Here is a 256-nt window from a genome sequence, read left to right on the forward strand (position 1 = left end):
CCGGAGGTGATGGATGCGCCGACCTCCGCTGCGAGCCCCTTGACGGTGCCGGAGCGGTGGGCGTTCAGGGGCTGCTCCATCTTCATGGCCTCCAGGACGACGATCAGATCGCCTTCCTTGACCTCCTGGCCCTCCTCGACCGCGATCTTGACGATCGTGCCCTGCATCGGGGAGGCGAGGGTGTCGCCCGAGGCGACGGGGCCGGACTTCTTCGCCGCGCGGCGCTTGGGCTTGGCCCCGGCCGCGAGGCCCGTGC

1 pseudogene is annotated in these 256 nt (G+C 71.1%); it reads right to left on the reverse strand.

What is annotated here, in order from left to right:
- Nucleotides 1-256 (reverse strand): annotated as a pseudogene (locus BZL64_RS40970) (acyl-CoA carboxylase biotin carboxyl carrier protein subunit); the annotation flags it as partial.

Origin of the sequence: Streptomyces bobili, from assembly GCF_002154575.1 — a bacterium.
In the GTDB taxonomy this organism is placed as follows: Bacteria; Actinomycetota; Actinomycetes; order Streptomycetales; family Streptomycetaceae; genus Streptomyces; species Streptomyces bobili.